Source organism: Pseudomonas sp. NPDC089396 (assembly GCF_044749545.1).
Classification (GTDB): domain Bacteria; phylum Pseudomonadota; class Gammaproteobacteria; order Pseudomonadales; family Pseudomonadaceae; genus Aquipseudomonas.
Genome location: NZ_JBIVIC010000005.1, coordinates 214620 through 241314, shown reverse-complemented (window position 1 = coordinate 241314; position 26695 = coordinate 214620). Strand labels below are relative to the sequence as shown.

At 64.3% G+C, this 26695-nt stretch carries 23 protein-coding genes and 1 riboswitch; of the genes, 12 read left to right on the top strand and 11 right to left on the bottom strand.

The features are described 5' to 3' along the window. Nucleotides 1-125: 125 nt before the first annotated feature. Nucleotides 126-527 (bottom strand): acyl-CoA thioesterase, encoded by a 402-nt coding sequence (locus tag ACIPZB_RS11395; RefSeq protein ID WP_008100811.1) that lies wholly within the window; start codon nucleotides 525-527, stop codon nucleotides 126-128. 179 nt (nucleotides 528-706) lie between these two features. Beyond that, nucleotides 707-803, top strand: a riboswitch (S-adenosyl-L-homocysteine riboswitch). 21 nt (nucleotides 804-824) lie between these two features. On the opposite strand from ACIPZB_RS11395, the gene ahcY reads away from it, so the two are divergent. From ahcY to ACIPZB_RS11370, 5 genes are all read left to right on the top strand, one after another. Further along, nucleotides 825-2234 carry an adenosylhomocysteinase gene (gene ahcY, locus ACIPZB_RS11390; protein ID WP_264311284.1) on the top strand — a complete coding sequence of 470 codons (1410 nt, stop codon included), beginning with the start codon at nucleotides 825-827 and terminating at the stop codon, nucleotides 2232-2234. A gap of 116 nt (nucleotides 2235-2350) precedes the next feature. Next, nucleotides 2351-3196 (top strand): methylenetetrahydrofolate reductase [NAD(P)H], encoded by an 846-nt coding sequence (gene metF, locus ACIPZB_RS11385; RefSeq protein WP_400640268.1) that lies wholly within the window; start codon nucleotides 2351-2353, stop codon nucleotides 3194-3196. 94 nt (nucleotides 3197-3290) lie between these two features. Next, nucleotides 3291-4367 carry a hypothetical protein gene (locus tag ACIPZB_RS11380; protein WP_400640267.1) on the top strand — a complete coding sequence of 359 codons (1077 nt, stop codon included), beginning with the start codon at nucleotides 3291-3293 and terminating at the stop codon, nucleotides 4365-4367. Nucleotides 4368-4409: 42 nt separating this feature from the next. Then, complete coding sequence (locus ACIPZB_RS11375) at nucleotides 4410-5198, top strand: substrate-binding periplasmic protein (protein ID WP_400640266.1); 789 nt, start codon at nucleotides 4410-4412, stop codon at nucleotides 5196-5198. A gap of 218 nt (nucleotides 5199-5416) precedes the next feature. Then, nucleotides 5417-7312 (top strand): DEAD/DEAH box helicase, encoded by a 1896-nt coding sequence (locus ACIPZB_RS11370; RefSeq protein ID WP_400640265.1) that lies wholly within the window; start codon nucleotides 5417-5419, stop codon nucleotides 7310-7312. A 164-nt stretch (nucleotides 7313-7476) separates the two neighbouring features. Here the strand turns inward: ACIPZB_RS11370 and ACIPZB_RS11365 are convergent, their stop codons facing one another. The 3 genes from ACIPZB_RS11365 to ACIPZB_RS11355 all read right to left on the bottom strand — a co-directional run bounded on the left by ACIPZB_RS11365 (nucleotide 7477) and on the right by ACIPZB_RS11355 (nucleotide 10598). Beyond that, the gene (locus tag ACIPZB_RS11365; RefSeq protein WP_400640264.1) at nucleotides 7477-8055 is read right to left on the bottom strand and encodes a YceI family protein; all 579 of its coding nucleotides are present in this window, start codon (nucleotides 8053-8055) and stop codon (nucleotides 7477-7479) included. Between the two features lie 34 nt (nucleotides 8056-8089). Beyond that, the gene (locus ACIPZB_RS11360; RefSeq protein ID WP_400640263.1) at nucleotides 8090-8641 is read right to left on the bottom strand and encodes a cytochrome b; all 552 of its coding nucleotides are present in this window, start codon (nucleotides 8639-8641) and stop codon (nucleotides 8090-8092) included. A gap of 211 nt (nucleotides 8642-8852) precedes the next feature. Beyond that, nucleotides 8853-10598: a flavin monoamine oxidase family protein gene (locus ACIPZB_RS11355; protein WP_400640262.1), complete on the bottom strand. Its 1746-nt coding sequence runs from the start codon at nucleotides 10596-10598 to the stop codon at nucleotides 8853-8855. Between the two features lie 210 nt (nucleotides 10599-10808). Here ACIPZB_RS11355 and ACIPZB_RS11350 point away from each other — a divergent pair, with 210 nt between their 5' ends. From ACIPZB_RS11350 to ACIPZB_RS11340, 3 genes are all read left to right on the top strand, one after another. Further along, nucleotides 10809-11300: a hypothetical protein gene (locus tag ACIPZB_RS11350; RefSeq protein WP_400640261.1), complete on the top strand. Its 492-nt coding sequence runs from the start codon at nucleotides 10809-10811 to the stop codon at nucleotides 11298-11300. A 79-nt stretch (nucleotides 11301-11379) separates the two neighbouring features. Then, complete coding sequence (locus tag ACIPZB_RS11345) at nucleotides 11380-12786, top strand: adenosylmethionine--8-amino-7-oxononanoate transaminase (RefSeq protein ID WP_400640260.1); 1407 nt, start codon at nucleotides 11380-11382, stop codon at nucleotides 12784-12786. Between the two features lie 172 nt (nucleotides 12787-12958). Next, on the top strand, nucleotides 12959-13681 hold the full coding sequence (locus ACIPZB_RS11340; protein ID WP_008090297.1) for a 16S rRNA (uracil(1498)-N(3))-methyltransferase: 723 nt from the start codon (nucleotides 12959-12961) through the stop codon (nucleotides 13679-13681). On the opposite strand, the gene ACIPZB_RS11335 is transcribed toward ACIPZB_RS11340, so the two are convergent. The 7 genes from ACIPZB_RS11335 to ACIPZB_RS11305 all read right to left on the bottom strand — a co-directional run bounded on the left by ACIPZB_RS11335 (nucleotide 13682) and on the right by ACIPZB_RS11305 (nucleotide 23251). Continuing rightward, the gene (locus ACIPZB_RS11335; RefSeq protein ID WP_400640259.1) at nucleotides 13682-14299 is read right to left on the bottom strand and encodes a hemolysin III family protein; all 618 of its coding nucleotides are present in this window, start codon (nucleotides 14297-14299) and stop codon (nucleotides 13682-13684) included. It lies immediately after the preceding gene. Nucleotides 14300-14442: 143 nt separating this feature from the next. Next, nucleotides 14443-14916: a chemotaxis protein CheW gene (locus ACIPZB_RS11330; protein WP_400640258.1), complete on the bottom strand. Its 474-nt coding sequence runs from the start codon at nucleotides 14914-14916 to the stop codon at nucleotides 14443-14445. Further along, the gene (locus tag ACIPZB_RS11325) at nucleotides 14909-19801 is read right to left on the bottom strand and encodes an Hpt domain-containing protein (RefSeq protein ID WP_400640257.1); all 4893 of its coding nucleotides are present in this window, start codon (nucleotides 19799-19801) and stop codon (nucleotides 14909-14911) included. Before ACIPZB_RS11325 ends, ACIPZB_RS11330 begins: the two co-directional genes overlap by 8 nt. A gap of 11 nt (nucleotides 19802-19812) precedes the next feature. Next, nucleotides 19813-21837 carry a methyl-accepting chemotaxis protein gene (locus tag ACIPZB_RS11320; protein WP_400640423.1) on the bottom strand — a complete coding sequence of 675 codons (2025 nt, stop codon included), beginning with the start codon at nucleotides 21835-21837 and terminating at the stop codon, nucleotides 19813-19815. 47 nt (nucleotides 21838-21884) lie between these two features. Next, complete coding sequence (locus ACIPZB_RS11315; protein ID WP_008094837.1) at nucleotides 21885-22439, bottom strand: chemotaxis protein CheW; 555 nt, start codon at nucleotides 22437-22439, stop codon at nucleotides 21885-21887. Next, nucleotides 22436-22801, bottom strand: coding sequence for a twitching motility response regulator PilH (gene pilH, locus ACIPZB_RS11310; RefSeq protein WP_008094835.1), 366 nt, complete (start codon nucleotides 22799-22801; stop codon nucleotides 22436-22438). Before pilH ends, ACIPZB_RS11315 begins: the two co-directional genes overlap by 4 nt. 48 nt (nucleotides 22802-22849) lie before the next feature. Next, a complete protein-coding gene (locus ACIPZB_RS11305; RefSeq protein WP_400640256.1) occupies nucleotides 22850-23251 on the bottom strand; it encodes a PleD family two-component system response regulator in 402 nt (133 codons plus the stop codon). Between the two features lie 316 nt (nucleotides 23252-23567). Here ACIPZB_RS11305 and gshB point away from each other — a divergent pair, with 316 nt between their 5' ends. The 4 genes from gshB to ruvX all read left to right on the top strand — a co-directional run bounded on the left by gshB (nucleotide 23568) and on the right by ruvX (nucleotide 26679). Further along, nucleotides 23568-24521: a glutathione synthase gene (gene gshB, locus ACIPZB_RS11300; protein ID WP_400640255.1), complete on the top strand. Its 954-nt coding sequence runs from the start codon at nucleotides 23568-23570 to the stop codon at nucleotides 24519-24521. Between the two features lie 91 nt (nucleotides 24522-24612). Next, the gene (locus ACIPZB_RS11295) at nucleotides 24613-25518 is read left to right on the top strand and encodes an energy transducer TonB (RefSeq protein WP_400640254.1); all 906 of its coding nucleotides are present in this window, start codon (nucleotides 24613-24615) and stop codon (nucleotides 25516-25518) included. A 166-nt stretch (nucleotides 25519-25684) separates the two neighbouring features. Beyond that, nucleotides 25685-26254: a YqgE/AlgH family protein gene (locus ACIPZB_RS11290; RefSeq protein WP_008099992.1), complete on the top strand. Its 570-nt coding sequence runs from the start codon at nucleotides 25685-25687 to the stop codon at nucleotides 26252-26254. Beyond that, the gene (ruvX, locus tag ACIPZB_RS11285) at nucleotides 26254-26679 is read left to right on the top strand and encodes a Holliday junction resolvase RuvX (RefSeq protein WP_054900324.1); all 426 of its coding nucleotides are present in this window, start codon (nucleotides 26254-26256) and stop codon (nucleotides 26677-26679) included. Before ACIPZB_RS11290 ends, ruvX begins: the two co-directional genes overlap by 1 nt. The last annotated feature ends 16 nt before the right edge of the window (nucleotides 26680-26695 follow it).

Sequence of the window (26695 nt, the reverse complement as noted above, 5' to 3'; positions counted from 1 at the left end):
GCCGCTTTGCGGCCCAATCGCCGGCAAGCCGGCTCCCACAGTTACCCCCTCAGCCCTTGAAGCTTGTGCACTTTCTGTGGGAGCTGGCTTGCCAGCGATTGGGCTGCAGAGCAGCCCTAATGCCATCACTCGACCGCCGAATCCGGGAACTGGTCCTGCACGTACTTGATCTCGGTCCGCCCGTGGGCGGCCGGCATGCCATCTTCGCCCAGGTTGACGAAGACCATGCGGTCTACCGTGAGGATGCTCTTGCGGGTGATCTTGTTGCGCACTTCGCAGCGCAGGGTGATCGAGGTGCGGCCGAACTCGGTGGCGGTAATGCCCAGTTCGATGATGTCGCCCTGGCGCGAGGCACTCACGAAGTTGATTTCCGACATGTACTTGGTCACTACGCGCTGGTTGCCCAGCTGGACGATGGCGTAGATCGCCGCCTCTTCGTCGATCCAGCGCAGCAGGCTGCCGCCGAACAGGGTGCCGTTGGGGTTGAGGTCTTCGGGTTTTACCCATTTGCGGGTGTGAAAGTTCATCAGTACTCCTGACCTGCTTGGCTAACGTGAAGTCATGATGGCAGAGACGCGCCGGGCGCTCCATTGAACATCGACTATCGTCTCGATAAATCGACAGAAAGCCTTGGGTGTGTCACACAGCCACGGCTATAATCCCTGCCGATTCACATGGCAGCCATTCGCGGTGCCATGCCCGCCACCTGTCCGAGGGGCGCTGCAGCAGGCTCGGCCTGTCAGGCTCGGATGGGGCGTTGTCCGCTCAAGCGGACGCTTAACGCACAACGGCGCCCATTCGCACACTACGAATGGAGGCTCTCAATGAGCGCTGTAAACACGCCTGCAGGTTTTACCGATTTCAAAGTCGCCGACATCTCCCTGGCCGCCTGGGGCCGTCGCGAAACCATCATCGCCGAATCGGAAATGCCTGCCCTGATGGGCCTGCGTCGCAAGTACCTGACTGAGCAGCCGCTCAAGGGTGCGAAGATCCTGGGCTGCATCCACATGACCATCCAGACTGCCGTGCTGATCGAAACCCTGGTTGCCCTGGGTGCCGAAGTGCGTTGGTCGTCCTGCAACATCTTCTCCACCCAGGACCAGGCGGCGGCTTCCATCGCTGCCGCCGGTATCCCGGTCTTCGCCTGGAAAGGTGAAACCGAGGAAGAGTACGAGTGGTGCCTGGAGCAGACCATCCTCAAGGATGGCCAGCCATGGGACGCCAACATGATCCTCGACGACGGCGGTGACCTGACCGAGCTGCTGCACAAGAAATACCCGGCCGTGCTGGACCGCGTCCACGGCGTCACCGAAGAGACCACCACCGGCGTGCACCGCCTGCTGGACATGCTGGCCAAAGGCGAGCTGAAAGTCCCGGCGATCAACGTCAACGACTCGGTCACCAAGAGCAAGAACGACAACAAGTACGGCTGCCGTCACAGCCTGAACGACGCCATCAAGCGCGGTACCGACCACCTGCTGTCGGGCAAGCAAGCCCTGGTGATCGGCTACGGTGACGTGGGCAAGGGTTCGGCCCAGTCCCTGCGTCAGGAAGGCATGATCGTCAAGGTCACCGAAGTTGACCCGATCTGCGCCATGCAGGCCTGCATGGACGGCTTCGAGCTGGTCTCGCCGTTCATCGACGGTATCAACGACGGCACCGAAGCCAGCATCGACAAGGCCCTGCTGGGCAAGATCGACCTGATCGTCACCACCACCGGTAACGTCAACGTCTGCGATGCCAACATGCTCAAGGCCCTGAAGAAGCGTGCCGTGGTCTGCAACATCGGCCACTTCGACAACGAGATCGACACCGCCTTCATGCGCAAGAACTGGGCATGGGAAGAGGTCAAGCCGCAGGTGCACAAGATCCACCGCACCGGCGCTGGCGACTTCGACCCGCAGAACGACGACTACCTGATCCTGCTGGCCGAAGGCCGCCTGGTGAACCTGGGTAACGCCACTGGCCACCCAAGCCGCATCATGGACGGCTCGTTCGCCAACCAGGTATTGGCGCAGATCTTCCTGTTCGAGCAGAAGTACGCCGACCTGTCGGCCGAGAAGAAAGCCGAACGTCTGACCGTTGAAGTGCTGCCGAAGAAGCTCGACGAAGAAGTGGCCCTGGAAATGGTCCGCGGCTTCGGCGGCGTGGTCACCCAACTGACCAAGCAACAGGCCGACTACATCGGTGTGACTGTCGAAGGCCCGTTCAAGCCGCACGCCTACCGCTACTAAGCGACAAGCGCCCGTCGGATGCCGCCGGGCGCTTGTAGTCGTTGAATCTTGATCGATGCCCAAGCCAGGCCGGCCCCACCGTCCTGGCTTTTACTTGCAGTTTGCAGGAAACAGAGATGTCACAAGAACGCCGCTACAGTTTCGAATTCTTCCCGACCAAGACCGATGCCGGTCACGAAAAGCTGATGGGCGTTGCCCGCCAGCTGGCCGCCTGCAACCCGGACTTTTTCTCCTGCACCTACGGTGCCGGTGGCTCGACCCGCGACCGTACGCTGAACACCGTGCTGCAGCTGGAAAGCGAGGCGAAGGTACCTGCCGCGCCACACCTGTCGTGTGTCGGCGATTCCAAGGACGAGTTGCGCGCACTGCTCACCCAGTACAAGGCCGCCGGTATCAAGCGCATCGTCGCCCTACGTGGCGACCTGCCCTCGGGCATGGGCATGGCCAGTGGCGAACTGCGCTATGCCAGCGACCTGGTCGAGTTCATCCGCCAGGAAAGCGGTGACCACTTCCACCTGGAAGTTGCCGCCTATCCGGAAATGCACCCGCAGGCACGCAACTTCGAAGTCGACCTGGCCAATTTCGTGCACAAGGTCAAGGCCGGTGCAGACAGCGCCATCACCCAGTACTTCTTCAACGCCGACAGCTACTTCTATTTCGTCGAGCGCGCGCAGAAGCTGGGCGTGGACATTCCGGTGGTGCCCGGCATCATGCCGATCACCAACTACAGCAAGCTGGCACGCTTCTCCGATGCCTGCGGCGCTGAGATCCCGCGCTGGATCCGCAAGCAGCTGGAAGCCTACGGCGACGACACCGCCAGCATCCAGGCGTTTGGTGAAGAAGTGATCACTCGCATGTGCGAGGAGCTGCTGCAAGGCGGCGCTCCGGGCCTGCACTTCTATACCCTGAACCAAGCCGATGCCAGCCTGGCGATCTGGAACAACCTGAAGCTGCCTCGCTGAAACTTTTTGGCAAGATCTCATTCAGAAATGATTAAGGCTTTAGTCATAGACTAAGGCCTTATTTCCTTTCTGGATCAAACAGGTCTTGCCTGAAATGCAGTCGCGCTCTCCTTCCCGTCCACAACTGGTCTACCTGGCCTTTGGCCCAGCCACCTATCACCAGGAGGCCTGTTTCAGCATCGTCAGCGCCTTGGCGCACCTGGACGTGCAGGCAAGCGAGACCCTGGACATCCAGGTCTACACCGACAACCCGCAGCCCTATGGCAAGTTGCCGGTCACCGTGCACGTGCTCGACGAAGCCACCCGCAACGCGTGGAACGCACCGCACGGCTATCACTTTCGCAGCAAGCACGTACTACTGCGCCAGATCCTTGGGCAGCATCCCCTGGCCGTACTGATCGACACCGACACCTTTTTTCGCACCTCGCCCCTGCGGCTGTTCCAACGCGTCCGCCCCGGCCACCTGCTGTGCAACTTCGTCGGTGCGCGCTATGGCGCCAACCAGACGTGCCTGCTGTACAAGAACCTGCTGGGTATCCTCAAGCAGCGCGGCCTGGCCGACTGCCAGATGCCGCTGGTGAACTCCGGGGTCATCGGGCTTACCGCCGAAGACGCTGCAACGCTCGACCAATCCATCGCCCTGATGGACGAGCTCTACCCGCTGGCCCGCGCGGCCTACACCCTGGAAGAGTTCTGCCTGGCAGTGGCGGCGTACCGCAAGCTCGAACTGGCCGAATGTACCGATGTCATCCATCACTACTGGAGCCGCAAGGCCCAGTTCCGCGCCAAGATCCAGGCCTGGTTGCGCAAGCATGGCGACGATCCGCTGAGCGCGGCGGCGCTGGCCGATGTACTGCTGGTCAATGATCAGTTGCCACGGCCACCCGCGCTGCACCGTCTGGGCTACAAGGCTTTGAGCCTTACGCTGCCAAGCCGCGAGCGGCAGTTCGCGCGTGAGTTGCTGTATGGCTGCTACCCCTACCCCAACGAATTCGACCGCGCCTGCGCCCCGGCCTGGTGGGACAAGGCGCTGGAAAATCTCAATGAGCGCAACGGCCGCATCGCGCCGGAACAGTTGCGCCAGTGCCTGCGCCATCCGGGCTTGCGTTTGTCGCTGGGCGAGCGACGCAAGGACATCGAGGCACATCTTCTGAGAACCGCTTCCCACTGAGCCAGACTGGCCTTGCCCTGGCCGAGCGCGTAATCTCGCGCCATGCCTGCTATCAACCGCCTGCTGTGTATCCTGCTGCTCGCCTGCCTGAGCCCGATGGCGCTGGGCGAGCGGTTGCGCCTGGTCAGCGACGACTGGGCGCCGTACATCTACCGGGATGCCGGGCAACCCAAGGGCATTGACTACGAAGTCACCAGCGAAGTGTTCAGGCGGCTGGGGGTCGAAGTGGAATGGCAGTTCCTGCCCTGGAAGCGCTGCCTGGCGATGGTCGAACAAGGCCTGGCCGACGGCGTGATGGATATTTTCCAGACCGACGCGCGCAAGGCCTACATGGTCTACCCCATGGAGCCCATGTCGGATGTCGAATTCGTGCTGTACCAGGCCAGCCGCCGGCGTCATGTCATCAGCCAGCTCAGCGACCTGCGCGACCTGACCGTGGGTACCTCGCCGGGCTATGCCTATGGCCCGGCATTCGAACAAGCGTCAGGTTTCAGGCGTGAACCGGGCCCCAGCCATGAAGCCAACTTCGGCAAACTCATGCTCGGGCGTATCGACCTGCTGGTGACTGACCGCAGGGTGGGGCGCTACCTGCGCCAGCAACTTGGCCTGGAACAACAGGTCGAAGAACTGCCCCTGGTGATCAGCCGCCAATCCCAATACCTGGGGCTGGCACGAAAGCCCGGGCGCGAACAGCTGGCCCAAGCCTTTGCAAATGAGCTGCGACGGTTCAAGCAAGAGCCAGCCTTTGTCGCGATAATCGAACGCTATATTGGCGACTCCGGCCATCTTCCTCACGCCGTTGAGCAGCAGGAAAGCAGCACGCTGCAATAGCTCTGTTATACTCGGGCCTTCCCGCCCGGCTCACGCCCGGACGCTCGGCCTCGCAACAAGCATCCCGATCGGCATTGACGCCCCTTGGCGTCTACCCCCCGCTTCCCGGATGCGCAGTGTAAGCCCAGCTGGACCGGACGCGATCGCATCCCACCGATGCCCGTCGCGCCAGGCAGAATATCCCAACGGGCCCAGCCCACACGAGAACAGGATTGCCCATGTCCTTTGCTTCCCTCGGTCTCTCCGAGGCACTTGTCCGCGCTATCGAAGCTGCGGGCTACACCCAGCCGACTCCGGTGCAACAGCGGGCCATTCCCGCCGTGTTGCAAGGCCGCGACCTGATGGTTGCCGCACAGACTGGTACTGGTAAAACCGGCGGCTTCGCCCTGCCGATCCTCGAGCGCCTGTTCCCGGCCGGTCACCCCGACAAATCCCAGCGCCATGGCCCGCGCCAACCGCGTGTGCTGGTGCTGACGCCGACTCGCGAGCTGGCAGCCCAGGTGCACGACAGCTTCAAGGTGTACGCCCGCGACCTGCCACTGGTCAGCGCCTGCGTCTTCGGCGGCGTTGGCATGAACCCCCAGGTCCAGGCCATCGCCAAAGGCGTCGACGTGCTCGTCGCCTGCCCTGGTCGCCTGCTCGACCTGGCCGGCCAAGGCAAGGTAGACCTGGCCCACGTCGAAATTCTGGTGCTGGACGAAGCCGACCGCATGCTCGACATGGGCTTCATCCATGACGTCAAGAAGGTCCTCGCCCGCCTGCCGGCCAAGCGCCAGAACCTGCTGTTCTCGGCGACCTTCTCCAAGGACATCACCGACCTGGCCGACAAGCTCCTGCATAACCCGGAGCGTATCGAGGTCACCCCGCCGAACACCACGGTCGAGCGTATCGAGCAGCGCGTCTATCGCCTGCCCGCCAGCCACAAGCGCGCCCTGCTTGCGCACTTGATCACCCTGGGCGCCTGGGAGCAGGTGCTGGTATTCACCCGCACCAAGCATGGCGCCAACCGCCTGGCCGAGTACCTGGAAAAGCACGGCCTGAGCGCCGCCGCGATCCACGGCAACAAGAGCCAGAACGCCCGCACCAAGGCCCTGGCCGACTTCAAGGCCAACGCTGTGCGCGTGCTGGTCGCCACCGACATCGCCGCACGCGGCCTGGATATCGACCAACTGCCCCATGTGGTCAACTTCGAGCTGCCAAACGTCGAGGAAGACTACGTCCACCGTATTGGCCGCACCGGCCGTGCCGGGCGTTCGGGCGAGGCCATTTCCCTGGTCGCGCCGGATGAAGAGAAGCTGCTCAAGAGCATCGAGCGCGTCACCAAGCAGAAGATCGCCGACGGCGACCTGATGGGCTTCGACCCAAGCCAGGTGGAAGCCGAGAAGCCTGAAGTACGCGAGCGTCCGCAAAACAGTGGCCGTGGTGGTCGCAACCAGCAGGCCCGTGGCGACGGCGGCAAAGACGGCAGCGGTGGCCGCAAGGACAAGGGCAAGGACAAGGGCAAGGCCAAGCCGCAAGCGGCGGAAAAGGCTGGCGACAAGGAAAAGGCTGGCGACAAGCAACAGCCGCGCAAGCCGCGTGACAGGAAGCCGCGCGAGCAGCAAGCGAGCCAGGCCGGCGCACCGAAGGCACCCGCCAACCGTGACCCGGAAGAGTTCCTGGACGACGACGTCGACAACTTCGGTAACCGCGCCGACTACGTCAGCCCCTACCAGAATGCCAAGAACCAAGGCCGCAACCGTCGCCCAGGTGGTGGTGCCGGCCAAGGTCAGCAAGGTCAGGCCAATGCCCCACGCAGCAGCGGTGGCGGTCAGGGGCAGGGTCAAGGCCGCAATGGCGGGCAGCCCCGCAGCGCCAGCGGCGAAAAACGCCCGCCGCGCAACAACAATGGTGGTGGTGGCCGTCGCGATGGCGGCGGTCGCAACCGCCCGGCTGGTCGCGACGATGCATTGCGCCAGGAACCGGCAGTGCGCAGCTCGCGTGAGCCGCAGAACCAGCCGGTGATCATCCGCAAGGAGTCCAAGCTCGACCGTTACCCGACGCCAGAGCAACTGGATGACCTGCCGAGCCGCCCGCGTGGCGAGCGCCCTGCGCTGCTGACCCGCAAAGGCTGAGTCTGTACCGGCCTCATCGCCGGCAAGCCGGCTCCCACAGGGAAATCACAGGGCTCAAGATCTGTGCTGAACCTGTGGGCGCCGGCTTGCCGGCGATGAGGCCCGAATAGACAAACGAAAACGCCGCCCGATTGGGCGGCGTTTTTTATTGCCAAGGCAAAAGCTTACTTCTGCTTCACACCTTCGACACTGATATCCAGGTCCAGGGTCTGTGAGGTCGCACCCGGGCCCTTGATGCCGAAGTCGTTCAGGTTCAGCGTGGTGGTAGCGTTGAAGCCGGCACGCTCACCGCCCCATGGGTCCTTGCCTTCACCGTTGAAAGTGGCCTTGAAGGTCACCGGCTTGGTGACACCGTGCATGGTCAGATCACCCGTCACATCGGCGGTTTTTTCACCGGTGGACTTGACGCTGGTGGAGACGAACTTGGCATCAGGGTACTTCTTCACATCCAGGAAGTCGGCGCTGGCGATGTGCTTGTCACGCTCGGCATGGTTCGACCACAGGCTGGCGGTATCCAGCTTGACGTTGATCTTGCTGGCTTCAGGCTTGGCGCTATCCCAAGTGAAGTCGCCGCCAAACTTCTTGAAAGTGCCGTGGATGAAGCTGTAGCCTAGGTGGCTGATTTTCCAGTCGACAAACGCATGCTGACCTTCTGTGTCGATCTTGTAGTCGGCGGCCATGGCCTGGCCAGCGGAGATCAGAGCGGTACCGAGCGCCAGAGCGGCAAAAGTCTTTTTCAACATCCTTACTTCCTTCCTTTGCAATTGAGGTTGTGAGTCAAGCTTTGCGGCCCAGCATACGAGTCAGGGTCGCGTCACGGTCGATGAAATGGTGTTTCAAGGCTGCCAGGGCATGCAGCACGGCAAAGATCACCAGGCCCCATGCCAACCAGAGATGAACGACACCCGCCACGTCAGCCTGGTCGGGCAGGTCGCTGATCAGGGCCGGCACTTCGAACAACTCGAAGACCGGAATGCCAACGCCATCGGCGGTCGAAATCAGGTAACCGGCGGCCATCACTGCAAAAAGCCCCAGATACAGCGCCAGGTGGCCCAACTTGGCGGCCACGCGAGTGAGCGGCCCGTGGTTGGCCGGCGCCGGCGGTGGTGGGCTGATGAAGCGCCAGAGCACACGCAACAGCATCACAGCCAGCAGTACCAAGCCGATGCTCTTGTGCAGGTCAGGGGCCGATTTGCGCCAAGGGCTGTAGTAGTCGAGCCCGACCATCCACAAACCCAGGCCGAACAGGCCAAAAACTGCCAGTGCCACGCCCCAGTGCAGGACGATGCTGACGACGCCATAGCGAGAAGGTGAGTTGCGCAGTTGCATGATGCAGTGTTTCCCCGTGAAAGCTGTGCACAGACTATCGCGAAACGTATCGAAGAAAAGCGGAAAAAATCGCTTTGGATTATCGAGAAAACCGATAGGTAGTGTGTGAGATTGCTATTAAGGAAACATTAACGATAGCGGGGAATTTGAAGTTGTCAGCACCGGCCTCTTCGCGGCACAAGCCCGCGAAGAGGCCACTACGGCCAGGACCTTAGCTGGCCTTTGCCTGGGCGTTGGTCACCGCTTTCTTGGCCGGCTCGGTCTTGGCGGTGGCTTTTTTCGGCTCGGCTTTGTGCGCCTGTTTTGCAGCAGGCTTGTGCGCGGGCGCCTGCTTGACCGGAGCCGCTTTGCTGGCGGCAGGTTTGGCAGGCTCTTCCTTGGCAATCGACGCGGGCACAGCAGCCGCAGCAGGTGCCGGCGCTGGCGCCGCTTCCTCCACCTTGGCAACCGGTACAGCCTTCACCTCAGGCTTGTCAGCGCCGCCAAACAACCGCGAGAAGAACCCGCCCTTGTCCTTCGCCGCCACCGCGCCTGCGGTTGCAGCGGCCGCCACCGGCAACGCCTTGGCCGGGTCGAACGATTTGCCGGCGAGCAAGTCCTGTACCTGGCTGGCCGCACGCTGGCCACTGCGCAGGGCGCCTTCGAGGGTGCCTGGATAAAGGGCATCGGTGTGCTCACCTGCGAAGGCAATGCGCTGCACCGGGCGCTCCCACAGGCGCCAATACTTGCTGATCTGTCCCGGACCGTAGGCCAGGTAGGCACCGCCCGTACCGGCGTCGGTGCTGTAGCGCTTGAGCTCGTAGCCGGTGAACGAGCCACGGGCCTGTGGGTAGAAGGCATGCAGGCGGATCAGCACCTGATCGACCATCTGCTTGTCACCGAAGGCCTGCAGCAGGCGCGCGTTGTCGCCGGACAGGTTGATCACCACATTGGCGCCGCCCTTGAGTGCAGGCTCGATCCACAGCATGCCAAGGCCCACGTTGCTATAGATCTCGCCACTCATGCGCGAACGGCTTTCCCAGACCGGCTGCTTGAACTTGAGCATCAGCTGGTCGCGCCAACCGTAGTTGGTGCCCCTGAGCGCTGCCACATGCTGGGTATCCAGGACCGGCGTCATCTGGATCTTGGCCAGGGCTCGCAGGGGCACGGCCATGACCACGTAATCGGCCTGGTAGCTGGCACTGCCGGCCTTGACCGTGACGCTGTCCTTGTCCTGGACGATGGAGGTCACCGGCGAGTTGGTCTTGATGGTTTTCAGCTGTTTGACGAACGCCTGGGCCAGCACCGGGCTGCCGCCTGGCAAACGCGCGGCACGCAGGTCACGGTCGCTGACGCCACGGTATACCCGGTTCTGCTGGGCGAAGTAGAGCAGCGACAGGCGCGACGGCTCATCATAACGGGTACGGATCTGCTGGTTGATCAGCTGCCGTGCGGTGGTCGGCAGCTGCAGCTTGTCCAGCCAGGTGGACACGTTCATCTGGTCGAGGGCAAACAGCGTACTGGTCGCCTGCGGGTTGAGCGGGTCGTCGATCGAGCGGGCCAGGTCGTCGAGGGTCTTCTCGTAACGCTTGATCGCCTCGGCGGTTGCGGGTTGCTTGGTAGGCAGGTCCGTGGCGCTGAAATACTCGCCATCGATCAGGTAGCCAGGGGTTCGCACGAACTCCGGTGCCGCCAGTGTCTCCAGCTTGAACCGATCCAGGTACTGGTTGAGTACCGGCTGGGCCTTGCTGTTGCCGATCCATTCGCTGTTGGCCAGACCCGAGCGACCGCCCATGCCCGCTTTGGCTTCCAGCAAGGTCACCTGCCAGCCCTTGTTCTGCAGTTCGTAGGCCGCAGTCAGGCCAGCCAGGCCACCACCCACGACGATCGCCGTAGGTGTCTTGTCCTTGGCCAGCGTGGCGCCGCTGGACACACCGATCAATACCAACGCGCACAGGCGCACCCAAGCAGCAGCCATGATGGCGAACTCCGAGTCAAACGTTACAGAAATGGGAAGAGGCAGGAATGCCCCGAGACGATGCGTTAAGAATACGTCAGGTCTGCATACCCTGCCACTACAGCGACATCAAGTTCCCTTGGCTACTGACATTTTTGCCAGTAGCCAAGGCTTGCGCCGCTACGCGATGCTTTCGCACGTAGCTAGAAAACCGACAAAAGGAGCTGCGGCATGATCTATGAGGAGCACTTTGCGCACGTCGACAGGCAATTCCTGTCACACAAGCAGTTGTTTCGTACCCCATCCGGCTTGAGCATCTGCTCCAACGGCACCTCCTGGACCGGTTTTCATGAAGCCTTCAAAGGCGAGGACGGCACCGAACTGGTGATCGGCGAGCACAGCGATGTGGAAATCGCCTTCAACCAGGAGGTCGAGCGCCTTCGCCTCGAATACTACGTGGTCAGCGATCAGTCGTTCGACAATGTGCAAATGCTGCTGGACACCGATGGCTACGACATCGACTTGATCGCCCCGATCCCGCGCAACTTCTACTGGCTCACCCTATCGGGCAGCGGCTACACCGAATTCAGGCCTGGCCCCATCGCCACCCAGCCCTACCACCAGGACATCGACGGGCCGTTTCGACGCCTGACGATCTCCACTTCGCAAGCCGGCACCGTGCACATTCGCAAGCTCGAATGGACCCGTACCTGTCGCCATTGACCCTTAGCGGTTGTCCTGCCTCCTGGCATTGCTTAGGCTTACGCGGTCAAACCAAGCCGCAATGCCAGGAGAAGTGCCGATGGGCCTCAACGATCAGTGGATGCAACGCGACCTCAAGGTCCTGTGGCACCCCTGCACCCAGATGAAAGACCACGAGCAACTGCCACTGATCCCGATCAAGCGCGGTGAGGGCGTGTGGCTCGAAGACTTCGATGGCAAACGCTACCTGGATGCGGTCAGCAGCTGGTGGGTCAATGTGTTCGGCCATGCCAACCCACGCATCAACCAGCGCATCAAGGATCAGGTCGATCAGCTGGAGCACGTGATTCTGGCCGGCTTCAGCCACCAGCCGGTCATCGAGCTGTCCGAGCGCCTTGTCGCCATGACGCCGGCGGGGCTTGACCGTGTGTTCTATGCCGACAACGGCTCTTCGTGCATCGAAGTGGCGCTGAAAATGAGCTTCCACTACTGGCAGAACATCGGCAAACCTGCGAAAAAACGCTTCGTCACCCTGACCAACAGCTACCACGGCGAAACCATTGCCGCCATGTCGGTCGGCGACGTGCCTCTGTTCACCGAAACCTACAAGGCATTGCTGCTCGACACCCTCAAGGTGCCCAGCCCGGACTGCTACCTGCGCCCCGAGGGCATGAGCTGGGAAGAACATTCTCGCAACATGTTCGCGGCCATGGAGCAGACCCTGGCCGAACACCACGAGACCGTTTCGGCAGTGATCGTCGAGCCGCTGATCCAGGGCGCCGGCGGCATGCGCATGTACCACCCGGTCTACCTCAAGCTGCTGCGCGAGGCCTGCGACCGCTATGGCGTGCACCTGATCCACGACGAGATCGCCGTCGGCTTCGGCCGCACCGGCACGATGTTCGCCTGCGAGCAGGCCGGTATTCGCCCAGACTTCCTGTGCCTGTCCAAGGCCTTGACCGGCGGCTACCTGCCGCTGGCTGCCTGCCTGACCACCGACACCGTGTACCAGGCGTTCTACGACGATTACCCGACCCTGCGCGCCTTCCTCCACTCGCACAGCTACACCGGCAACCCGCTGGCCTGCGCCGCCGCCCTGGCGACCCTGGATATCTTCGAGCAGGACAACGTGATCGAGGCCAACAAGGCGCTGTCGGCACGCATGGCCAGCGCTACTGCGCATCTGGCCGACCACGCCCATGTCGCCGAAATCCGCCAGACCGGCATGGCGCTTGCGATCGAGATGGTGCAGGACAAGGCCGGCAAGGTCGCCTACCCCTGGCAGGAGCGTCGTGGCCTGAAGGTGTTCGAGCACGCCCTGTCCCGTGGCGCTCTGTTGCGCCCGCTGGGTAGCGTGGTGTACTTCCTGCCACCGTATGTCATTACCCCGGAGCAGATCGACTTCCTTGCCGAAGTGGCCAGTGAAGGCATCGATATCGCCACGCGGGAAAGCGTCAGCGTCGCCGTGCCGGCGAACTTCCACCCTGATTTCCGCGATCCGGGCTGACCGAACAACCCTCGCACTGCCTTGTAGGAGCGGCCTTGTGTCGCGAAAGGGCCGCTAAGCGGCCCCCGGCATGTTGCAGCGCCGCCGAAACCCTGGGGCCGCCCTGCAGCCCTTTCGCGACACAAGGCCGCTCCTACAAGGGCCGATGTCCAACTTTTTCCTGAGCAGAACCATGAGACTGTCCCGCTTCTTCATCGACGCCCCCCTGAGCCTTGGCGAGCACGACCTGCCCGAAGCCCAGGCCCACTACATCGGCCGCGTACTGCGCATGGCCCCCGGCGATGCCGTGCAGCTGTTCGACGGCAGCGGCCAGGAATACCTTGGCCAGTTGCTCGAAGTGGGCAAGAAGACCGTGCGCGTCAGCCTCGACCAGGCTCTGCCAGGCCAGGCCGATTCGCCGTTGCATATCCACCTGGGCCAGGGCCTGTCCCGCGGCGAGCGCATGGACTGGGCCATCCAGAAGGCCACCGAGCTGGGCGTCAATGAAATCACCCCGATCGTCAGCGAACGCTGTGAAGTGCGCCTCAAAGACGAGCGCGCCGACAAACGCCTGGCCCACTGGCGTCAGGTAGCCATCAGCGCCTGCGAGCAGTGCGGCCGTTCGACCCTGCCGGTGATCCACCCGCCAGTGACCCTGGCCGAGTGGATCAAGGGCAGTGAAGCCGACCTGAAACTGGTCCTGCACCCGGTCGCCGAACCGCTGACCAGCCACGAAAAACCAGCGCGCCTGGCTTTCCTCATCGGCCCCGAAGGCGGCTTGAGCGAAGCGGAAGTCGACCAGGCCAAGGCGGCCGGCTTCCACGCCGCCCGCCTCGGCCCCCGTGTGCTGCGCACCGAGACTGCGCCCGTGGTGGCACTCGCGGTGGCTCAGCAGTTGTGGGGCGATTTTTCGTAACTAGCGCACGTAGAACGACACCGCGACGAAGTGCATGAGGCTGCCGGCAATCACGAACAGGTGCCAGATGCCATGCCAGTGGCGGAAACGGCTGTCGAAGGCGAAGAAGATGATGCCCACGGTGTAGAACACCCCGCCGGCCGCCAGCCAGGTGAAGCCGGCGGTGCCGAGGCTGTTCAGCAAGGGCTTGACCGCCACCAGGACGATCCAGCCCATCACCGCGTAGATGATGATCGACAGGACCCGCGCTTCCGAACGCGGTTTTATTTCCTGCAACATGCCGATCACTGCAAGGCCCCAGACCACGCCGAACAGGCTCCAGCCCCAAGGGCCGCGCAGGCTGACCAGACAAAATGGTGTGTAGCTGCCAGCGATCAGCAGGTAGATCGACAGGTGATCGAGCTTGCGCATGATCACCTTCGCGCGGCCGCGGGTGCTGTGGTAAAGGGTCGAGATGCTGTAGAGCAACAGCAGCGTGGCGCCGTAGATGGAGAAACTGACGATCTTCCAGGGGTCGCCCTGCAGGCCTGCGACGACGATCAGCCAGATGGCACCGATACAGGCCAGGACGGCACCGACCAGGTGGGTCCAGGCGTTGAAGCGTTCACCGTAATACATGCAAACACAGACCTCCTTGGGTGGGCTGGGTTCCTTATTGGGGCCGCTTTGCGGCCCAATCGCCGGCAAGCCGCTCCCACAAGTACCGCGCAAAGCCCATGTGGGAGCCGGCTTGCCGGCGATAGGGCCATCAGCCTCACATCCTACCCAACCCCAGGTTGCAATTGCGCGTCACGCACCAGCCTTTCCAGTGCGCCCAGGTCCGGCACCCGCGCCACCTGATCACCCACCTGCACCGCCGCCAGCTCCAGGCTGCCCAGCGCCACATCCACATAGTTGAGCTGGCTGTCGAGCTTGCACGACCGGGGAATGTCCTGCAGCAGCACCGCCAGATAACGCAAGCCGGTATCGCCCAGGGCATTGAGCACCACGATGCGCGCTCGCTCGCCACACGGCGTCTCGCCGCCGCAGGCGGCCTCGAAACCGATCAGCGGCAGGTGTTGCTGGCGCCAGTCGATCCAGCCCAGGTGCCACGTGGGCTCGCCCGGCTGGCAGAACAGGTTGCGCTGGCCAATCAGTTCGGCCACGGCCACATTCGGCAACACCAGGGTTCGGTCGCCCAACGGCAACAACAGGCCCGTCAGGCTGCTACGCTGGCCTGCGATCAGTTCAAGCATGGTGCTGGCTCCAGTGGGCGATGCTCTGCAGCAACACCGACTCCTGGTACGGCTTGCCCAGGTAGTCGTTGACGCCGATGGCCATGGCCCGGTCGCGGTGCTTCTGCCCGGTGCGTGAGGTGATCATGATGATCGGCAGGTCCTTGAGCCGCTCATCGCGGCGAATGCGGGTGGCTACTTCGAATCCATCCATGCGGGGCATCTCGATATCCAGCAGCAACACGTCGGGGCGGTGCTCTTCCAACAGGGCCATGGCGTCGACCCCGTCCTTGGCAGTCAGCACGCTCATGCCATGGCGTTCGAGCAAGCGGCTGGTGACCTTGCGCACCGTCACCGAGTCGTCCACCACCATCACCAGCAAGGCGCGCCGCGGTGCCGGCCCGAACAGGGTGCTCTGCACCCCGCTGCCGCCCGGCAGGCGCGCCAGGCGGCGTTGCTGGCCGCGCAGCTGGCCGAGCAGATCGAGAATCAGCACCACCCGACCATCGCCCAGCAGGGTCGCGCCCGACAGCCCCGCCACGGCGGCGAACTGTGGTCCGAGGCTCTTCACCACGATCTCGCGGCTCGGCGAGAGGCTGTCGACCTGAATCGCGAACGATTGCTCCTGGGAATGCACCAGCAGCACCGGCAGCGGCACGCTCTGCCCGAGCAGCCCAGGCCGTGGCAGCCCTTGCAGCAGTTCGCCCAGGTAACGCAGCTCGTATTCATGGCCGGCATACACGTAACGCGGCACCCCCAGCTGGTAGCAGGCGGCCAGCTCGGCCGGCGGCACGCGGACGATGCCCTCGATGGTGTTGAGCGGGATGGCGTACTGTTCCTCGCCCATGTGCACCATCAGGGCGCGGTTGATCGACACCGTGAACGGCAGGCGAATCAGGAAGCGCGCACCCTTGCCCTGGGCCGATTCGATCGTCATCGAGCCGCCAAGCTGCTTGACCTCTTCGTGCACCACGTCCATGCCCAGACCACGCCCGGAAATCTGGGTGATCTTCTCGGCCGTGGAAAAACCGGGGCGCAGGATGAACTGAAGGATTTCGTGATCGCTCAAGTTGGCCTGCGGGTCCAGCAGGCCCCGCTTGATGGCTTTGCGTCGCACCGCGTCCAGTGGAACGCCAGCGCCATCGTCAGTCATTTCGATGACGATATCGGCGCCTTCGTGCAGCAGGTTCAAATGGATGGTGCCGTGCTCCGGCTTGCCGGCGGCCAGACGCACTTCGCGGCCCTCCAGGCCATGATCGACGGCATTGCGCAGCATATGTTCGAGCGGTGCGACCATGCGCTCGAGCACGCTGCGGTCCAGCTCGCCTTCGGCGTTGCCGACCACCAGTTCGACCTGCTTGCCCAGCTCGCTCGCCACTTGCCGTACCACCCGCTGCAGGCGCGGCACCAGGCGCTCGAACGGCACCATCAAGGTCGCCGTCAGGCCTTCCTGTAACTGGCTGTTCACCCGCGCCTGCTGCTGCAGCAGGCTGTAGGCCTCCTGGGCGCGCTGGGTCAGTGTCTCTTTCAAGTCGAGCAAGTCGGAGGCCGATTCGAACAAGGCCCGCGACAACTGCTGCAACTGGGAATGGCGGTCCATCTCCAGCGGGTCGAAGTCTTCGTAGGCGTCGCCTTCGAAGGGTTGCCGGCTGGTGATCCGTCCCTGGGTCTCGTTGTCCAGGCGCAACAGCTGGTCGCGCATGCGCTCCAGGGTGGTTTCCATCTCGTTCAGGGCGAACTGGGCGTCGTTGACCTGCTGTTCGATGCGCCCGCGGATGACCGAATGCTCGCCGGCCAGGTTGCCCAGGTCGTCGAGCAGCTCGGCGTCGACCTTGACCATATCGCCAGCCGCGCGCTCCGGCGCAGCGCTGGGCAGCTCGGCGGGCGCCGCTTCGGCCGGAGCCTGCCCGGCGACACTGTCGGTCAGTGCGGCGCTGCTGAAGTTGCGGATGTAGTCGATCAGTGCGGTGGCCGCATGCAGCGGCTGGCCCAGGCGCGCGGCATCGAGCATGTGCGCCAGGCGGTCGTGGCAGTTCTGCAAGAGTGCGAACAGCGGTGCGCTGGGCGGCAAGCGCCCGGCAGCCAGCAACTCGTAAAGAAACTCAAGTTCGTGGGCAAGATCGCCGATGGCGGCGATCTCGACCATGCGTGCTCCCCCCTTGAGGGTGTGCAGGTCACGCAGCAGGTTATCCACCTCGACGCTGTTGCGCGGTTCTGCCTGCCAGCGTGCCAGCGCGGCTGCGGCGCTTTCGACGATGTCCGAGCTTTCTTCGAGGAAGACTTCCAGCAGTTCCTTGTCGTCCGGGCTGTCGACCTCCTCGGTCTGTTCCACGGATGCCGGCAGCGGCGTCACCGAGCCCGGCGCCACCAGGCCCGTGGCATCCGGCGCCAAGGCACCGGCCAGCAAGCCGCGCAGGCTGTCGACGCAATCGGCGCGGGGCGTCAGCTCCTGGCCGGCAGCGACTTGGTCAAGCATATCGAGGAGCGCTTCATGGGCCTGGTGGGCCTGGGCGAAAAAGTGCGCATCGGCCCCCAGGCTGCCCTCTTCCACTGCGCCATACACGTCCAGCAGTGCTTCGCAGACATCGTCCATCTGCCAGAGGTCGGCCAGGTGGGCCGAATGGCACAGCGTGGTCAATTCATCGAGCAGGCTGTCCAGCGACTGGCGCTGGCCCGGTTGCTCTTGCCAGCGCGACAGCAGCGACTCGGCATCCAGCAGGATGTCCATGGCCTGGGCCAGGAAGCTGGCTGTGCGCTGTGGGTCGCGCGCGTTGCGCCGTGCGTGGGACTGCTCGTCATGCAGGGTTGCCAGGCGCTCGTCCACCGCCTCGCCGACCTGCTCGATCAACTGCGCCGCGCCCGCGATAACGGCCAGCGGCGTGCTGCCCAATTGCGCCAGGCCCTGCTGGAACAAGGCGCGCGCCGCGTCCAGCCAGGTGATTTCGGCGCTCTGCAAGGGCAATTGGTGACTGCGGTATTCGCGAACCAGGCGATCGAAAGCCGTGGCCAGTTCGGCGATCGGCATCACGCCGGCCATGGCGGCACTGCCCTTGAGCGTGTGCAGGGCGCGCTGCAGTTCATCGCTGACGGGCGTGTCCTGGCCATTGGCCGCCTGCAGGTAGGCGCTCAGGCTGGCCAGATGGCCCTGTGCCTCATTGCGGAAGATGTCCAGCAGCTGAGGATCGAGTCCCTCGATTTCGGCACTGACGGGGGTGTCGCTCTCGGCAAGCGCATGCAGATGGCTCGCCAACTGCTCGATCTCGGTCACTTGCGGCATCTGCCCGGCGGCGAAGTCGGCCAGCAGGTCCGGCAAATGCACGACCACCTGCTGCAGCGCCACGGCCCCCTCTGGCGCAAGGGCGATACGCCGTTCGAGCACGCGATTGAGCAGGTGTTCGCCCCCCCAGGCCAGCTCGGCGACGGCCTGGGCATGCACCATGCGACCGCTGCCCTTGAGCGTGTGCAAATCGCGGCGCAGCGCAACCAGGGCTTCGTACAGGCTGTTGTCGGCGCGCCAGCGCAACCAGTGACGCTCGATTTCCGGCAGCAGCTCGCCGGCCTCTTCGAGAAACACCTCACGCAACTCGTCATCGATGCCATCGCTGTCGCCGTCATGGCTTGGCTGCGCTTCGCCATGGCTGCACTGCACGCCCAGCGCCGCCAGGCTGGCACGGGCCATGTCGAGGAACGGTTGGCCATCGGCCAGCGGGTCGGCGACCCGCCATTGCAGGTAGCACTCGCCGGCACTGAGCGCCTGCGCCAGATGATCCAGCTCATCCGCTGGCGGCTCCACGTCCAGGTGCTGCAACCAGCCCTGTACATACGCGGCGCTTGCACCAAACACCTGCGCAGCGGCCGGCAGCATCAGCATCGCCAGCGCCCCGCGCACCTGCTGCAACAAGCCCGGCAACGGCTGCAGGCGTTGCCGCGGCCAGCCGGACTCCAGGCAATCGCCTATCAGGTCCTTGGCCTGCTGCAACACGGCCAGCGATTCGTTCAGCACCAGCTGGCGGATTTCTGCCAGGTCCGAACCCGGCAGCCCGTTTTGCCCGCCCTCCTCCAGAGGGCCGACCATGCCATTGAGGCTGGCCTCCACGTACAGCAGGGCGCCCGCCACATCCATCAGCACCGGGTCATCCACGGCGCGCTCGCCCTGGGCCAGGGCCTGCAGCGCCAGGACCTGGTCGATGATGACGCGCCGAGGTTGCTGGAAACCCAGCACCGCCAAGGTGTCGGCAACATGCCGCAACGGCGCCAGCAATGCGTCAAGCTGTTCGATGTGCTGGCGATCGCCCCTCACGAACTGGTCCAGGCGCTCCTTGATCCGCACCAGGTCGTCGCACAGGGCCGTCACCACCGAACGCAAGGCATCACGGCCTGGCCCTGCCTGCACCTGCTCACGCCAGTTCCCCAGCGACAGGTCGAGGTTGGCCAGGTCGTCGGACCCGGCGAAGCGTTGCGCCGCGCCGCTGATCAGGCTGCCCTGGGCCAACGGCTCGACGCCACGGCAGGCGCGCAGCTGGTTGAGCAGCGGCAGCATCACCAACGGCAGGTCATGGCGCGCCCCGCGCAGCCGCTCCAGGTACGAGGGCAGTTGTTCGAGCCCGCGAAACAACGGGCCCAGGCAGTCGCCGCGCGGGCTCACCTGGCCATCGGCCAAGGCCTTGGCCAGCAGCTCCAGCTCTTCGGCCAGGCGCGTGGCGCCACGCAGTTCGAGCATGCGCAGGCAACCATGCACCTGGTGCAGGTTGTCCACCACAAAGGCCAGGATGGAGCGGTCATCGGTCTCGCCGGCAAAGCGTTCCAGGGCCTGGCGCGCCTGGCCCAGGCAGTCGAGGATCGCCGCCCGGGTCCAGGCCAGGGCGACCGTGTCGTGGCGCTCGGGGCTCACTGCTGCAGAAGCCATGGGTAGGTCCCTCAACGCCGTTCTGCCGGGGCCGGCAAGGTAAAGCCAGACACCGACCGGCGCATCTCGCTGGCCATGCGCGCCAGGTGCCGGATGCTGTCGGCAGTGGCGCCGGAGCCAGCGGAGGTCTGCGCGGTAATCTGCTGGATGACCGCCATGGTGTGGGAAATCTGCCCCGCCGAGGAGGTCTGCAATTGGGCGGCGTCGGAGATGCTGTGGATAAGTTCGGCCAGGTTCTGCGACACCCCTTCGATCTCGGCCAGCGCCACTCCGGCGTCCTGGGCCAGGCGCGCGCCACGTACCACTTCGGCGGTGGTCTGCTCCATGGAGATCACCGCCTCGTTGGTGTCGGCCTGGATGGTCCGCACCAGCGCCTCGATCTGCCGCGTGGCCGAGGACGAACGCTCGGCCAGCCGCTGGACTTCGTCGGCCACCACGGCAAAGCCACGACCGGCCTCGCCGGCCAGGGATGCCTGGATCGCCGCGTTGAGCGCCAGGATGTTGGTCTGGTCGGCAATGTCGTCGATCAGGTTGACGATGTCGCCGATCTCCTGTGACGACTCGCCCAGACGCTTGATGCGCTTGGCGGTGTCCTGGATCTGCTCACGGATGTTGTCCATGCCGTTGATGGTGTTGTGCACCACTTCGTTGCCCTTGTTGGCGATGGCCACCGAACGTTCAGCCACCTTGGCCGACTCGTAGGCATGGGCCGAAACCCGGTCGATCGATTCGACCATGTCGCCCACCGCCTCCGACGCCTCGCTGATCTGGTCGGCCTGGTGCTCCGAGGCCTTGGCCAGCTGGCGGGCAGTGTTCTGCGTGTCCTGCACGGCCGCTGCCACCTGCTCGGCACTGTGGTTGATGGTCGCCACCAGGTCGCGCAACTGGTCGACCGAATAGTTGATCGAGTCGGCGATGGCGCCGGTGAAGTCCTCGGTGACCGATACGGTGACAGTCAGGTCGCCGTCGGCCAGTTCCTCGATTTCATCGAGCAGGCGCATGATCGCCTGCTGGTTGCGTTCGTTCTTTTCAGCGGTCTCGCGCAGCTGGCGGTTAGTGGTACGCACCATCACCAGGCCGATCAGGATGATCGAGGCCAGCGCCAGCAGGCCCAGGACGTAGCCGCCAACCGTATCCAGGGTACGGCCACCGGCCAGGTTCTCAAAGCCGTTGGCCAGGTGCGAGGCCTCTTCGAGCAGGGTCTGCGACAGGCTGAAGATATTGCCCGCGGCCTCGCGCACGCGGAACAGCTCGGGCGAGGTTTCGAGGATTTCATCCACCGAGCCTGCGACGAACTGGAACAGCTCGGCGATTTCCGCCAACCGCGCACGGGCGTCGGCGTCCTCGACACGGGTGACCTGAATGGCCGGGTTGCCCGCGAGCATGCCTTCAAGCACCTGGCCGAAACGGCTGGCGTCGCGGCCGAAGGCATCGGCCGCCTGGGCGGCGGTGTCGTCACCGGCCAACACCGTATTGACCGAGCCGAGGATACGTTCGGCAAGCAGCAATTGGCGCTGGGCCACCACCACCTGGTTGGCCGGTGCACCGCTCTGCAGCAAGATCTCGACGACCTTTTCGTACTCCACCTGCAGTTGCGGCACGGTTTCGGCGAGGGTCGCCGCCACCTGGTGCAGCGACAGCACGGTCTGTTCGCTGGCGAGGATGGTGTCGGTGTTCTTGCGCAGGTTTTCCCAATCCTGGCGCACCGCCTCCATTTCATCGCGCACGGTGACCGGTGCCGCCGGCAGGCCGGTGGACTTGTCACCTTCGCGCAGGTAGCTCCAGCGCCGCTCGAAATCGTTGCGCGCATCCGACAGCAGCTTGAAGGCCAGGGCCTTCCCCGCCGCCGCCTCGGTGGCGTTCTTGGCGATGCGCTGGGACAGCACGCGCAGCTCGCCGGCATGGCCGATGTACTGCTTGTCGTGGTTGGACTGGGTGTTGAGGTAGGCGAAATTGGCGAACAGCAGGATGATCGACAGGATCAGTACCACGAACAGCACGGTGATCTGCACGATGCTGCGCGTGCGCGGGGTCATGCTGTTGGGGGCGACACTGGTGGCCGGCTTGTTCACGTTCGAAAGTCCTATAGCGCCACATCGAGAAACCCCGGCGCCTGGGCCAGGGCGAAGGGGCTGAAGATCGCCCAGTTGCGTTCACGCGGGAAGTGCCCCTGCACGAAACGGGCGGCGGCGCGCAGCAGCGGCTGGGGCGGCGACAGTTCCAGGCTGCTCAAGGCGAAATGCTGCAGGCCCAGGACTTCGTCCACCAGCAGGCCGACGAACAGGTCTTCGTGGTCCAGCACCAGCACCCGTCGCTGCTTGCCCGGGGCCGCCGGGCCGAGGCCGAAGAAACTGCTCAGGTCCATCACCGGCAACAAACGGCCACGCAGGTTGGCCACCCCGCAGACCCATGGCTGCACGCCCGGTACGCGACTGCTGCGCGGCTCGCGCAACACTTCGGCGACTTCGCCCATGGGCGCCACGAACCACTGCCCGGCGATGCGAAAACCGATGCCGCTCCATTGCTGCAGGCGGGTGTCCTGCGGGGGCTGGTCGGCCACCAGCAGGCGGCAGCGCCGGTCGATGTCCAGCAACAGCTCGAAGGCGGTCAGCGACGCGCCTTGGGGGCGGGTGGTCAAGCGCCGAGCACTTCGTTGAGCTTGGCGATCAGGGCGTCTTCTTCCACCGGCTTGGTGACGAACCCACGCGCGCCCTGGCGCTGCGCCCAGATACGGTCGGTTTCCTGGTCCTTGGTGGTCACGATCAGCACTGGAATCGCGCTGGTTTCCGGGTCCTTGCTCAATTGGCGGGTGGCCTGAAAACCGTTCATGCCGGGCATGACGATATCCATCAGCACCGCATCGGGCTTCTCCTGGCGCGCCAGGGCCACCGCGTCGGCACCGTTGTTGGCCTTGAGCACCTGGTGCCCGTGTTTTTCCAGCCAGGCGGTCAGTTTGTACATCTCAGTCGGCGAGTCGTCGACAATCAGAACTCGGGCCATGCTGTTTCCCCATCAGGAAATAGAGAGGCCGCGCCACCTCGGGCGCGGTCAGGGTGCGTGTTGTTCCTGCGCGGCGAAACCGGGCACATGGGCCCGGATCGCGTCGAGCAGTTCGTCCTTGCCAAAGGGCTTGGTGAGGAACTGGTCGGAGCCGACCACCCGGCCGCGGGCCTTGTCGAACAGGCCATCGCGTGACGACAGGAGAATCACCGGGATGTCCTTGAAGGCACTGTTGTGCTTGATCACGGCGCAGGTCTGGTAGCCATCCAGGCGCGGCATCAGCACATCGACGAAAATGATCTGCGGCTGGTGGTCGACGATCTTGGCCAGGGCATCGAAACCGTCACTGGCGGTGATCACCTCACAGCCCACTTCGCCGAGCAACATCTGCGCGGTGCGGCGGATCGTGCGTGAATCGTCGATCACCATCACCTTCAGGGGTTGTTCCATAGATGCCTACCCGTCGGAATTAACTGTACGTTGTGCAGCCCTCGCGGCCGCTCTGCGGCCTATCGCCGGCAAGCCGGCTCCCACAGGTACAGCACATTTCTGCAGATTGGCGCCGTACCTGTGGGCGCTGGCTTGCCGGCGATGGGCTGCGCAGCAGCCCCAAAGGCCTGTCATACCGCACTGTGACTGGCATTTTTAGCACACTCCGGATAGCCATTCCATCTGCCACACCCCTTGACCCGCGGCGTTCGCGGCGCCACCCTGAGCCACTTTTCTTTCGATTCGTCGCGGCCACCGCCGCCAAGAGGAACCACCCATGAGCGTTCGCCTCGGCATTGTCATGGACCCCATCGCGTCCATCTCCTACAAGAAGGACAGCTCGCTGGCCATGCTGCTGGCCGCCCAGGCCCGCGGCTGGAGCCTGTTCTACATGGAGCAGCGCGACCTGTACCAGGCCCAAGGCAAAGCCCGCGCGCGCATGCGCCCGCTCAACGTGTTCGCCGACCCGGCGCGTTGGTTCGAGCTGGGTGAGGAGCAGGACAGCCCCCTGGCCGAGCTGGACGTGATCCTGATGCGCAAGGACCCGCCGTTCGACATGGAGTTCGTCTACAGCACCTACCTGCTGGAACAGGCCGAGGCTGAAGGCGTGCTGGTGGTCAACCGCCCGCAGAGCCTGCGCGACTGCAACGAAAAGCTGTTCGCCACGCTGTTCCCGCAGTGCACGCCGCCGACCCTGGTCAGCCGCCGCCCGGACATCATTCGCCAGTTCGCCGCCGAGCACGGCGACGTGATCCTCAAGCCGCTGGACGGCATGGGCGGTACCTCGATCTTCCGGCACCGGGTGGGCGACCCCAACCTGTCGGTGATTCTGGAAACCCTGACCGCGCTGGGTGCCCAGCAGATCATGGCGCAGGCGTACCTGCCGGCGATCAAGGACGGCGACAAGCGCATCCTGATGATCGACGGCGAGCCGGTGGATTACTGCCTGGCGCGCATCCCGGCCAGCGGCGAGACCCGCGGCAACCTGGCCGCCGGTGGCCGCGGCGAAGCCCGCCCGCTGAGCGAGCGCGACCGCTGGATCGCCGCCCAGGTCGGTCCGACCTTGCGCGAAAAGGGCCTGCTGTTCGTTGGCCTGGATGTGATCGGCGACTACCTCACCGAAATCAACGTCACCAGCCCCACCTGCATCCGCGAGATCGACGCGGCCTACGACACCGATATCGGTGGCAAGCTGATGGATGCCATTGATCGCCAGCTCAAGGCGCGCTGACCGCCAACGCGGAGCAATGACGCGGAGTGGGGTATGATGCCGGTCCTATTCGACTGAGCTGCTGCCCCGCCCCGCGGTTGCTGGATACCTGATGACGCTGCCCGCCGACATCCCCGCCGACTTCTTGCCACCCCGCGTTCGCCCGGTGGACCGGCTTGGCTTTACCCTGTTTCTGGCTGCCCTGGTGCACCTGGCGCTGATCCTTGGCGTGGGCTTTACCGTGGTCAAACCGGCTGAAATCCGCCAGACCATGGACATTACCCTGGCCACCTTCAAGAGCGAGAAAGCGCCCGAGAAGGCCGACTTCCAGGCACAGGAAAACCAGCAGGGCAGCGGTACCCTGGAGAAGAAGGCGGTGCCCAAGACCACCGAGGTGGCGCCCTTCCAGGACAGCAAGATCAACAAGGTCACGCCGCCACCGGCCGCCAAGCCCGAGGTGGTGCCGCCGCCGGCGCCGGCGAAGTCCGCCGTGGCCACCAAGGCCCCCAAGCCGCAAAAGGTCGAGCCCAAGCCCAAGGAAAGCAAGGCGCAGCCCAAGCCTGCGGCCGCCACGCCGGACTTCGACAGCTCGCAGCTGTCGAGCCAGATCGCCAGCCTTGAAGCCGAGCTGTCCAACGAACAGCAGATGTACGCCAAGCGCCCACGCATTCACCGCCTCAATGCGGCCTCGACCATGCGCGACAAGGGCGCCTGGTACAAGGAGGAGTGGCGCAAGAAGGTCGAGCGGGTGGGTAACCTCAACTACCCCGACGACGCGCGGCGCCAGCAGATCTACGGCAACTTGCGGATGATGGTGTCGATCAACCGCGATGGCTCGCTGTACGAGGTGCTGGTGCTGGAATCGTCCGGGCAGCCGGTACTCGACCAGGCAGCGCAGCGCATCGTGCGGCTGGCGGCGCCGTTTGCGCCGTTTACCGGGGATTTGGCGGAGTTTGACCGGCTGGAGATCATTCGTACCTGGCGGTTTGCGCGTGGGGATCGGTTGTCCAGTAACTGACGGGGCTGCTTTGCAGCCCATCGCAGGCAAGCCGGCTCCCACAGGGACGGCGCTGCCCTTGAGCTGGGTGTGGGAGCCGGCTTGCCGGCGATGGGGCGCGAAGCGGCCCCCAAACTACCCCCACAGCACCTTGTCAGCCTCGCCACCTGGCGCCACACTATCCCCCATGAAAACCCTCGCCCCGAGCTATCTCAAGCATCAGTTCCTGATCGCCATGCCGCACATGGCCGATCCGAACTTCGCCCAGACCCTCACGTACATCGTCGAGCACAACGCCAATGGCGCCATGGGCCTGGTGGTCAATCGGCCCCAGGAGCTGAACCTGGCCGACATTCTGGAGCAGTTGCGCCCGGACGAGGAACCACCCGCCAGCACCCTGCAGGTGCCGATCTATCTGGGTGGCCCGGTGCAGACCGACCGCGGCTTCGTGCTGCACACAAGCGAATGCAGCTACCAGGCCACCGTTGAGCTTCAGGGCCTGTCGCTGTCGACCTCCCAGGACGTGCTGTTCGCCATCGCCGAAGGCGCAGGGCCGCAAAAAAGCCTGATCACCCTGGGCTACGCCGGCTGGGAAGCGGGCCAACTTGAAGCAGAGCTGGCCGACAACGCCTGGCTCAATTGCCCGTTCGACCCGGAAATCATCTTCGGCCTGGCCAGCGACCAACGCCTGGAAGCGGCGGCGGCCAGCCTGGGCATCAACCTCAGTCTGCTGACCAGCCAGGCGGGCCACGCCTGATGGCCGAGCTGCGCCTACTGCTGGGCTTCGACTACGGCAGCAAACAGATCGGTGTGGCCGTCGGCCAGGTGGTCACCGGCCAGGCCCGCGAGCTGTGCACCCTGAAGGCACAGAACGGTGTACCGGACTGGGCCCAGGTGGAAAAACTGATCGCTGAATGGAAACCCGATGCCATCGTCGTCGGCCTGCCCCTGAACATGGACGGCACGCCCAGCGAGATGAGCGCCCGCGCCGAGAAGTTCGCCCGCCGCCTCAATGGCCGTTTCAACCTGCCGGTGCACACCCACGACGAGCGCCTGACCACCTTCGAGGCCAAGGGCGAACGCCTGGCCCGCGGCGGCCAGCGCGGCAGCTACCGTGACAACCCGGTCGATGCCATCGCCGCCGCCCTGCTGCTGCAAGGCTGGCTGGAGGCCAACACCTAAACTTTCCGCCTCATCA

Coding starts and splice junctions, on each gene's coding strand:
- ACIPZB_RS11335 (WP_400640259.1), bottom strand. CDS start 14,299: ATGTATTACGGTGAACGCTTCAACGCCTGGACCCACCTGGTCGGTGCC.
- ahcY (WP_264311284.1), top strand. CDS start 825: ATGAGCGCTGTAAACACGCCTGCAGGTTTTACCGATTTCAAAGTCGCC.
- ACIPZB_RS11375 (WP_400640266.1), top strand. CDS start 4,410: ATGCCTGCTATCAACCGCCTGCTGTGTATCCTGCTGCTCGCCTGCCTG.
- ACIPZB_RS11360 (WP_400640263.1), bottom strand. CDS start 8,641: ATGCAACTGCGCAACTCACCTTCTCGCTATGGCGTCGTCAGCATCGTC.
- ACIPZB_RS11290 (WP_008099992.1), top strand. CDS start 25,685: ATGAAAACCCTCGCCCCGAGCTATCTCAAGCATCAGTTCCTGATCGCC.
- ACIPZB_RS11330 (WP_400640258.1), bottom strand. CDS start 14,916: ATGCTTGAACTGATCGCAGGCCAGCGTAGCAGCCTGACGGGCCTGTTG.
- pilH (WP_008094835.1), bottom strand. CDS start 22,801: ATGGCCCGAGTTCTGATTGTCGACGACTCGCCGACTGAGATGTACAAA.
- ACIPZB_RS11395 (WP_008100811.1), bottom strand. CDS start 527: ATGAACTTTCACACCCGCAAATGGGTAAAACCCGAAGACCTCAACCCC.
- ACIPZB_RS11370 (WP_400640265.1), top strand. CDS start 5,417: ATGTCCTTTGCTTCCCTCGGTCTCTCCGAGGCACTTGTCCGCGCTATC.
- ACIPZB_RS11295 (WP_400640254.1), top strand. CDS start 24,613: ATGACGCTGCCCGCCGACATCCCCGCCGACTTCTTGCCACCCCGCGTT.
- ACIPZB_RS11355 (WP_400640262.1), bottom strand. CDS start 10,598: ATGGCTGCTGCTTGGGTGCGCCTGTGCGCGTTGGTATTGATCGGTGTG.
- metF (WP_400640268.1), top strand. CDS start 2,351: ATGTCACAAGAACGCCGCTACAGTTTCGAATTCTTCCCGACCAAGACC.
- ACIPZB_RS11365 (WP_400640264.1), bottom strand. CDS start 8,055: ATGTTGAAAAAGACTTTTGCCGCTCTGGCGCTCGGTACCGCTCTGATC.
- ruvX (WP_054900324.1), top strand. CDS start 26,254: ATGGCCGAGCTGCGCCTACTGCTGGGCTTCGACTACGGCAGCAAACAG.
- ACIPZB_RS11305 (WP_400640256.1), bottom strand. CDS start 23,251: ATGGAACAACCCCTGAAGGTGATGGTGATCGACGATTCACGCACGATC.
- ACIPZB_RS11325 (WP_400640257.1), bottom strand. CDS start 19,801: ATGGCTTCTGCAGCAGTGAGCCCCGAGCGCCACGACACGGTCGCCCTG.
- ACIPZB_RS11380 (WP_400640267.1), top strand. CDS start 3,291: ATGCAGTCGCGCTCTCCTTCCCGTCCACAACTGGTCTACCTGGCCTTT.
- ACIPZB_RS11350 (WP_400640261.1), top strand. CDS start 10,809: ATGATCTATGAGGAGCACTTTGCGCACGTCGACAGGCAATTCCTGTCA.
- ACIPZB_RS11340 (WP_008090297.1), top strand. CDS start 12,959: ATGAGACTGTCCCGCTTCTTCATCGACGCCCCCCTGAGCCTTGGCGAG.
- gshB (WP_400640255.1), top strand. CDS start 23,568: ATGAGCGTTCGCCTCGGCATTGTCATGGACCCCATCGCGTCCATCTCC.
- ACIPZB_RS11320 (WP_400640423.1), bottom strand. CDS start 21,837: ATGACCCCGCGCACGCGCAGCATCGTGCAGATCACCGTGCTGTTCGTG.
- ACIPZB_RS11345 (WP_400640260.1), top strand. CDS start 11,380: ATGGGCCTCAACGATCAGTGGATGCAACGCGACCTCAAGGTCCTGTGG.